The sequence below is a fragment of the Mangrovibacterium diazotrophicum genome (genome assembly GCF_003610535.1).
GTDB classification, from domain to species: domain Bacteria; phylum Bacteroidota; class Bacteroidia; order Bacteroidales; family Prolixibacteraceae; genus Mangrovibacterium; species Mangrovibacterium diazotrophicum.
In genome coordinates this window covers 1-8,878 of sequence record NZ_RAPN01000007.1, presented here as the reverse complement: position 1 = coordinate 8,878, position 8,878 = coordinate 1, and the positions used below count along the sequence as shown (strand labels likewise).

At 45.4% G+C, this 8,878-nt stretch carries 3 protein-coding genes; all 3 read left to right on the top strand.

Features of this window, described 5'->3' with window-relative positions:
* Positions 1-1,156 (top strand): T9SS type A sorting domain-containing protein (locus tag BC643_RS23250; protein WP_147377322.1); only part of this gene is annotated, 1,156 nt, incomplete at its 5' end.
* A gap of 469 nt (positions 1,157-1,625) precedes the next feature.
* Complete coding sequence (locus tag BC643_RS23245) at positions 1,626-6,350, top strand: T9SS type A sorting domain-containing protein (protein ID WP_120275875.1); 4,725 nt, start codon at positions 1,626-1,628, stop codon at positions 6,348-6,350.
* Between the two features lie 474 nt (positions 6,351-6,824).
* The coding region (locus BC643_RS23240) for an Ig-like domain-containing protein (RefSeq protein ID WP_147377321.1) at positions 6,825-8,878 on the top strand (2,054 nt) is incomplete at its 3' end.

Sequence of the window (8,878 nt, the reverse complement as noted above, 5' to 3'; positions counted from 1 at the left end):
CTACAGCTTCAATGCAACGGATGACTGTGGTAACGCCGCCGATGAAGTTGTAATCCGCGTACTTCGTCACTACGATATGACCGCACCGGTAATTGTTGGAGGTGAGGATTATGCCGTTTGTAACGAGGATCTGCCGTACGAACTTATTCTTCCATGGACTGACAACTGCTCTGAAGGCGGTGAGGTTACTGCCATTGGAGAATTCTACAGTGCAACAGAATGCGACACGGTTTACGCCTACACTTTCTCAATTACCGACGAGTGTGATAATTCTGCTGAAAAGACGATCTACGTCACCAAAGAGTCTTCTAAATACGACAATTGTGAAACTGCTATTGCGAAACTCGACGGAGATTATGAGTCTGACGCCCGCTGCTTCCTGGATGATGGATTCAGTCGCTGGGGATGGACGAACTTGATTACCGCTGAAGGTGAGTATACCTTACCGTTGTATGCCGGTGCTGCTCAGTGTATGGTTGATAAAGGAGCATTGGTAGGTCATGTAATCGTCACTTACTCGGGAGGTACTGTAACTGTTGAATATCAAATTGCGGATGGTTACGCCATGAGCGAAGCGCATATTTATGTGGGCTGCGAGCCATATCCGACGAAGAACGGTACGCCAACAGTTGCTCCGGGACAATTCACCTTTAATGCCGGAAGCTTAGACCATGTGAATGGCCTGACAGCTGAGTTCGACAACGTTCAGGGCGGATTCTACATTATCGCTCACGCAGTAACTTGTGAAAAAGTTTGTGCTTGCGGCGAGTCTGAAGGACCGGTCTATGCTGACGGATTTGATCCAATGGACTTGGGTATTGATTGTAATTTGCAACCGGAGGAAAGCGGTTCTGGCGCTATTGAAACGGAGAACCCAACTGAGCCCAATGAAGTGGATTTACAAGTATTCCCGAATCCGTTTGACGACTATGCCACCTTTAAATTTACGGCGAATCGGGATGGATTGGCAAAAATTGACCTGTACAACCTGTATGGTCAAAAAGTAGCGTCGATCCTGAGGCAGCAGGTAACTGCTGGAGAAGAGGTGCAAGTTGATTATCTGCCGGATGGCATCGTCACTGGAACTTATATTTACCAGTTTAAGTTAGGTGTGACGGTCGTAAGCGGCAAGTTGAACTATACCGAAAAGAAATGAGAACCACCCGTTTTCATTTCAGTAGTAAACTACTTTGAAAGGAAGTAGGATATAACGCTTTTAAAACACAGCGGAAGCCGGGCAAGAGTGTCCGGCTTCCATGAGTTCGACGATAAATTGATCGTTATTTGAAGAGGGGATTGGCACAGGCCGATCCCTTTTTTTTGTTTCGATGAAATCGGTTGTATATGATTGAATGCAGAGGATTCAAACCAACAGAGGAACTCTGGTATTTGGTCTCTGTTCTCAAAAATCAGGAACAATCCTGATTGAAGTCAGAGCCGTTTTTGACTACCTTTTTGAGTTGATTTTAAAGCCCCCCTGTGATCGAAATTCTCTGCTATAATCCCTCGTGAAAAGGGCATTTGTTTCTGCTAAATCATTACCTGTAATTTTTTCTCAACCTATATGAAGATGAAGAAAGTTCTGAATGAATTGCAGTGAAATTGAAATCTAAATTCATGTTACTATGGAGAATTTTTACTTTAATTCTACTCTGAAAGGTTATCATCGATGTTGGCGTCTGGGGCTTGTGTTTCTGATGCTGGCATTGTTTTCGATACCTATAACGGTAACGGCCCAGGTTACAGGAAACGTGCTTGGGGTTGTTCCGGTAAAAGCTCCTACCAATGGTACTACGATTGATGGGGATGCTTACGCAAACTACGGAGTTGTGAGCACTACTTCGGGTGACATCTTTCGTTGGGACGACGTTTATCCTTTCAATGGTGGTGGAGGTGTATATGATATCATTCCTGCACCGCCATATGCTGTTCCTCATGACTGGACCAGCGTTGTTGATGACTTCCAATTAGTCCGCTATTTTGATGGAGTTGGCAACAAAGACTCTACGATTTTTACTTCATCGAACAAAATTAACGACAACCCGAACACCTATGAATGGGGTGTCGGATCAGCTCCGAATAAAAATGAAATCCAAAATGCTGGTGTGATTATTACGAGGGGGGATGCTTCTTTGAGCACTCCCGAAATTCCTACCCTTGATGATGATATTTGGGTTTCCTGGGCAGCCGACCGGCAAGCCATAAATGGGAGCAGTTATATCGACTTCGAATTTCTGCAGGTCCCGTTGTATATGGATACTCTTGGTGTTGATGCCAAAGGATTCTATTTTGGTAAGTTTACGACTGCTGCACCCGCGGAAACAGGAGGGCGTACCGAAGGAGATATTTTGGTAACTGTTGAGTTTGTTAATGGTGGTCCGGTTGCTAACGTAATGACCTACAGATGGGAGTTTGTTGGCGGAACCTGGCAGTATAACGAATGGGCATACACGCCTGGTACAATTCTGGCAACGGTAAATACCGAGAAAACATATGTCCATTTTCCCGCTTTTGGGCAAACTGAAGATCATGTTTTCCCGAATATTGGTCTGGTCGAAGATATGCCTTATTATAAAGTAAACCAGTGGTGTGAAGGTGCCATTAACCTCAGTTCTGTATTTGATCTGGCTTCGGACCCATGTTTCACACTGAGTACTATTTTTACACGAACCAGAACATCTGGTGAATCTGGGACTTCCGAGTTGAAAGATATCCCGGGACCACCGGCTCAGATTAATATCCAACCGGATCCGCCGGTTGCGATCTGTCCATCAGATCCTGATTTACCTGAATGTACCAGTAATACTGCGATTACCGATGCTTATAATGAATGGATTTTGGGCTTCCAATATACCGGAGGCACAGCACCTGTAACTAAAATTTCAGGAGCATTCCCGACATTGCCGGCAAACCCGACATGTGCAGGTGTTTCATTGGAATATAAGTATGTTGTCCAGGATTTCTGTGGAAAGAAAGATTCTTGTACTGCAACATTTACAGTTCATGCTGATGAAACAGCGCCTGTTCTGGCAGATCCGACACCATGGGATGCCACAGCATGTAATGTGGCTTGGCCAACAACGGTGAGCACCGGCTGGACCGACAATTGTGGAATTGGTGGTGAACTGAGCGGTACGGTAGACGGTGTGATGGTTGGTGAAGGTTCTGTTGATGAATGTACCCAATACCGGGATTACACCTTCGATATTTCTGATGATTGTGGTAACGCAGCCATTCAGAAAACCTTGCGCATTACCCGTCACTATGATGTAACTGCACCAGTTTTGGCAGATCCGACACCATGGGATGCTACAGCCTGTAATGTTGCATGGCCAACAACAGTAAGCACCGGCTGGACTGACAATTGCGGAATCGGCGGAGAACTCAGCGGTACGGTAGATGGCGTGATGGTGGATGACGGTTTTGTTGATGAATGTACCCAATACCGGGATTATACTTTCGATATCACCGATGACTGTTTGAATGCAGCCATTCAGAAAACCTTACGTATTACCCGTCACTATGATATGACAGCACCTGTTCTGGCTGATCCGACACCGTGGGATGCTACAGCTTGTAATGTTGCATGGCCAACGACCGTTAGTACCGGTTGGACCGACAATTGTGGAATTGGTGGTGAACTGAGCGGAACGGTAGACGGTGTGATGGTTGGTGAAGGTTCTGTTGATGAATGTACCCAATACCGGGATTATACCTTCGATATTACCGATGACTGTTTGAATGCAGCCATTCAGAAAACCTTACGCATTACCCGTCACTATGATATGACAGCACCTGTTTTGGCAGATCCGACACCATGGGATGCCACAGCATGTAATGTTGCATGGCCAACGACCGTTAGCACCGGCTGGACCGACAATTGCGGAATCGGCGGAGAACTGAGTGGTACGGTAGATGGTGTAATGGTTGACGACGGTTTTGTTGATGAATGTACCCAATACCGGGATTATACTTTCGATATTACCGATGACTGTTTGAATGCAGCGATTCAGAAAACCTTGCGCATTACCCGTCACTATGATGTAACTGCACCTGTTTTGGCAGATCCGACACCATGGGATGCTACAGCCTGTAATGTTGCATGGCCAACAACAGTAAGCACCGGCTGGACTGACAATTGCGGAATCGGCGGAGAACTCAGCGGTACGGTAGATGGCGTGATGGTGGATGACGGTTTTGTTGATGAATGTACCCAATACCGGGATTATACTTTCGATATTACCGATGACTGTTTGAATGCAGCTATTCAGAAAACCTTACGCATTACCCGTCACTATGATGTAACTGCACCTGTTTTGGCAGATCCGACACCATGGGATGCTACAGCCTGTAATGTTGCATGGCCAACAACCGTAAGCACCGGCTGGACTGACAATTGCGGAATCGGTGGTGAACTGAGCGGAACGGTAGATGGTGTGATGGTTGGTGAAGGTTCAGTTGATGAATGTACCCAATACCGGGATTATACTTTCGATATTACCGATGACTGTTTGAATGCAGCTATTCAGAAAACCCTGCGCATTACCCGTCACTATGATGTAACTGCACCTGTTTTGGCAGATCCGACACCATGGGATGCCACAGCATGTAATGTTGCATGGCCAACGACCGTTAGCACCGGCTGGACCGACAATTGCGGAATCGGTGGTGAACTGAGTGGTACGGTAGATGGTGTAATGGTTGACGACGGTTATGTTGATGAATGTACCCAATACCGGGATTATACTTTCGATATCACCGATGACTGTTTGAATGCAGCTATTCAGAAAACCTTACGCATTACCCGTCACTATGATGTAACTGCACCTGTTTTGGCAGATCCGACACCATGGGATGCCACAGCATGTAATGTTGCATGGCCAACAACTGTGAGTACTGGCTGGACCGACAATTGCGGAATAGGCGGTGAACTGAGCGGCACGGTAGATGGTGTAATGGTTGACGACGGTTTTGTTGATGAATGTACCCAATACCGGGATTATACCTTCGATATCACCGATGACTGTTTGAATGCAGCTATTCAGAAAACCTTACGCATCACCCGTCACTATGATATGACAGCACCTGTTTTGGCAGATCCGACACCATGGGATGCCACAGCCTGTAATGTGGCTTGGCCAACAACTGTGAGTACCGGCTGGACCGACAATTGCGGAATCGGTGGTGAGCTGAGCGGTACGGTAGACGGTGTGATGGTTGGTGAAGGTTCTGTTGATGAATGTACCCAATACCGGGATTATACTTTCAATATCACTGATGACTGTTTGAATGCAGCTATTCAGAAAACCTTACGCATTACCCGTCATTATGATATGACACCTCCGGTAATTACTTGTCCGGTTGATGTGTTTACGGTTTGTGATGATGTTGGAGATACGGGTGAGGCGACTGCAACAGACAATTGCGATCCGAATCCGCTAATCAGTTATAGTGATGAAACGGTAAGTATGTTGAATGGCTGGACAACAACCCGAACCTGGACAGCAACCGACGATTGTGGTAATTCATCAACCTGTGAGCAAATAATTACCTACACTTGTAATCCAAGTTGTAACACGGCTTATGCCCGCAGTGATCACAATGAATGTTTCTATGATCACGGATTTAGTAACTGGGGCTGGACCAACACGTTGACGGAAGGTACAGATGAGTACTGGCCAATTTACGCCGGAAATCCGGATTGCGATCCGATAACCGCTTCGATTGGTTCCGCTCATGTCACTTATTCAGGTAATACCGTTACGGTAGTTTATATGCTCAACGCTCCGTATTACCTGGACGAAGTTCATGTCAACGTCGGATGTGATATGTTCCCGATGAAAAACGGAAGTTACACGGTTGCTCCGGGACAATACACGTTCGGTGATGCAAATATGGATATGCCAACGAGCTATACCGTCCAATTTACGAATGTTTCCGGTCCGGTATGGATAATTGTACATGCTGTTAGCTGTAAAATCGAGGGCTTTACACCGCCTTCATCATCCGACAGCGGTACTTATGCAGATGCGATTAGCTGTCCTGAAATTCAGGAGTCAGCTACACTGACAACTCTGAAATCAGCAACGGTGGTGAACGCGTATCCGAACCCGTTCTCTGATAAGATCACCTTCGAGTTTATTGCCGATCGGGATGGTACAGCCAAAATCGAACTGTTCAACATGTTCGGTCAGAAAGTGGCTGTCATTCTGAAACAGCAGGTAACCAAAGGACAAAATGTAGTCACTCAATATACACCGGATGGCATCGTATCAGGTGCTTATATCTACCGGTTTACCTTGGGCGACACCGTACTTAATGGTCAGTTGATTTACGATCAACAGAAATGACCGAAATAGTCTGAATAGTCATCTCATTAAGAAACTACTTTGATAAGAGGTAGAGAGCATCATTTCTGGAATTAATGGAAGGCCGGGCAAGCGTGTCCGGCTTTCCTGTGTTTGATGATAAATGAATGATTTGAGAGGGGATTGGCTTAGGCCGATCTCCTTTTTTTATGTCAGAATTGCTTACTGAAGTTGGTTTGCGGACGAGAATTTTAATGTCTTAAAGGTCTTTTTATACAGGTGTTTGGTCTCAAAATATCCGTAAGATTCCTGATTGAAGTCCGCTCGGTTTTCGACTATCTTTTGCTATAACTTTTAAGACTCTCAAGTCCGAAACTCTCTGTTGCGATTCCCTGTGAAAAAGGGAATTATTGTATGTATACAAATCGTTTTTGCATTCGATTTTAAATCGTCAAATAACTAAACCAAGGTTGAAAACCATTGCAAAAACAAATCGAATCCTAAATTCATGAAACTATGGAGAACCTTTACCTCTCTCCCTCTAAGAAAAGTGTAAGTCGATGTTGGTACTGTGGATTAACGATTATTTCCCTGGTACTAACATTGTTTTTAGCACCTTTAACGTCGACGGCACAGAAAACGAGTGATATTACCGGTAATATTCTGGGTATTGCTCCGGTAATATCTCCGGCAAACGGTACGGCTATCGATGGTAATGCTTATGCGAACTATCATCCGGATAGTGTTCTTTATGTAACTTACCCAGATGGAACCCCTGTAGAAAAAGAGGATTCTGTCGGGGTTCAGGTGGTGCATTATTTCGGCACCTCCGGTGATATTTTTTTATGGAATGATATTGATTTTGGGCTTTGTAACGGCCCCTGGGATGGTCCCGGAGGCGGTGTGCTGACTGTTGTGGGAGATACTGTTTATGCAATCCCTCCCCCAGGTACGGAATATACTCCTGGTGTAGATGATGATACGGTGGTCGTTTATGTCGATGATATTACGAATAAAGACCCGACCGTTTTTATCACCTCTTCCAAAATTGACGATGATCCGAATACATACAAGTGGGGTGAAGGCTCGAACCCGACCAAAAATGAGATACAGAGTGCCGGTGCCTTATTTTCCTGGGGAGACCCAAGTCTATATGGTATTGATGGCAAGAAGGGAAATCCAAAGGACTTATGGTGTGCCTTTGCAGGTGACAGGGAGGATACGGATGGGAGCAGTTATATCGATTTTGAGTTTTTGCAGGCAGCTCTGTGGATTGACTCAATTCCGGAAGGTAGTGCATCGGGCCATTTCCATTCCGATGGACCGGATGGTGGCCGTACAGTTGATGATTACCTGATTTCTGTTGAATTCCAACAGGGAGGTGCCGATGCGAATGTGATTGTTCAGCGTTGGACTTACGATGGATTGGATAGCCAAGGAAACCCAGCTTATAGTTATCATGTTGTACCGTCCGATTTGGTTGATACGGAAAATGGTTATCCATACGGCGCGATTTTAGCGACCGTGAATACGGAAAAAACCTACGTCACTTTTCCTGCTTTTGGGCAGACTGAAACAGCCTCAATAACTCCTTACTGTAGTGGAGTTGCGCAGACCCCAATAGAGATTCCTAATATGCCATACTATAATGTTAATCAATGGTGTGAAGGAGCTGTTAATATTGGTGCCTTGTTCAAGTTGGCAGAGAAACCTTGTTATACGATTAGTACCGTATTTATCCGGACTAGGTCATCAGGTAATGGTCCTTCTACGTTGAAAGATATACCCGGCCCACCGATCCAGTTAAATATAACAGTCGGAACTACTGTGGCAGCTATACATACTAACGTTGAATGTTATGGAACTGCAACGGGATCAATTACTGCAACAGCTGATGGAGAATATCCAGACTATACATATACGTTATTGAGTGCAACTAATGATTCTCTTGATACAAAGGTATCAGCGGGTTCAGTGAAATTTGAAAACCTCTTGGCTGGAGGCTATCGAGTAGCTGTTATTGATGCTGAGAGTTGTAGCTCTGATACAACCGATGTTATTACGATTACCCAGCCACCGCTGTTAACGGTAAATGCTGGATCAGATATTTATGTTTGTTATGAAGATAATGAAGTAGATTTGACAGCAGCGGCAAGCGGTGGTACTCCTGGGTATTCCTATGAGTGGTTTATCGATGCAGGTTTAAGTCAATCTGCAGGCACTGGTTCACAGATTACTGTTAATCCGACTTCAACAATGACCTATTATGTACGTGCAACTGATCAGAATAATTGCACAGCTACCGATGATGTGGATGTGATTGTCAACCCGGCCATCAGTGTTGATGCCGGAACAGATGTTTACGTCTGTTATGAAGACAACGAGGTAACGCTTACGGCTACACCAAGCGGCGGTTCTGGGAGCTACAGTTATCTGTGGTCAACGGGAGCAACGACCGCATCGATCACCGTCAGTCCGACCAGCGACACGAATTACAGTGTAACAGTTACGGATACCGGCTTCAGTCCGACAAACGGAGTGGCCTGTAGTGCTACGGATGATGTGGATGT

Excerpts from the sequence above, each read along its gene's own strand:
- BC643_RS23245 (WP_120275875.1), top strand. The coding sequence starts at position 1,626 with ATGGAGAATTTTTACTTTAATTCTACTCTGAAAGGTTATCATCGATGT.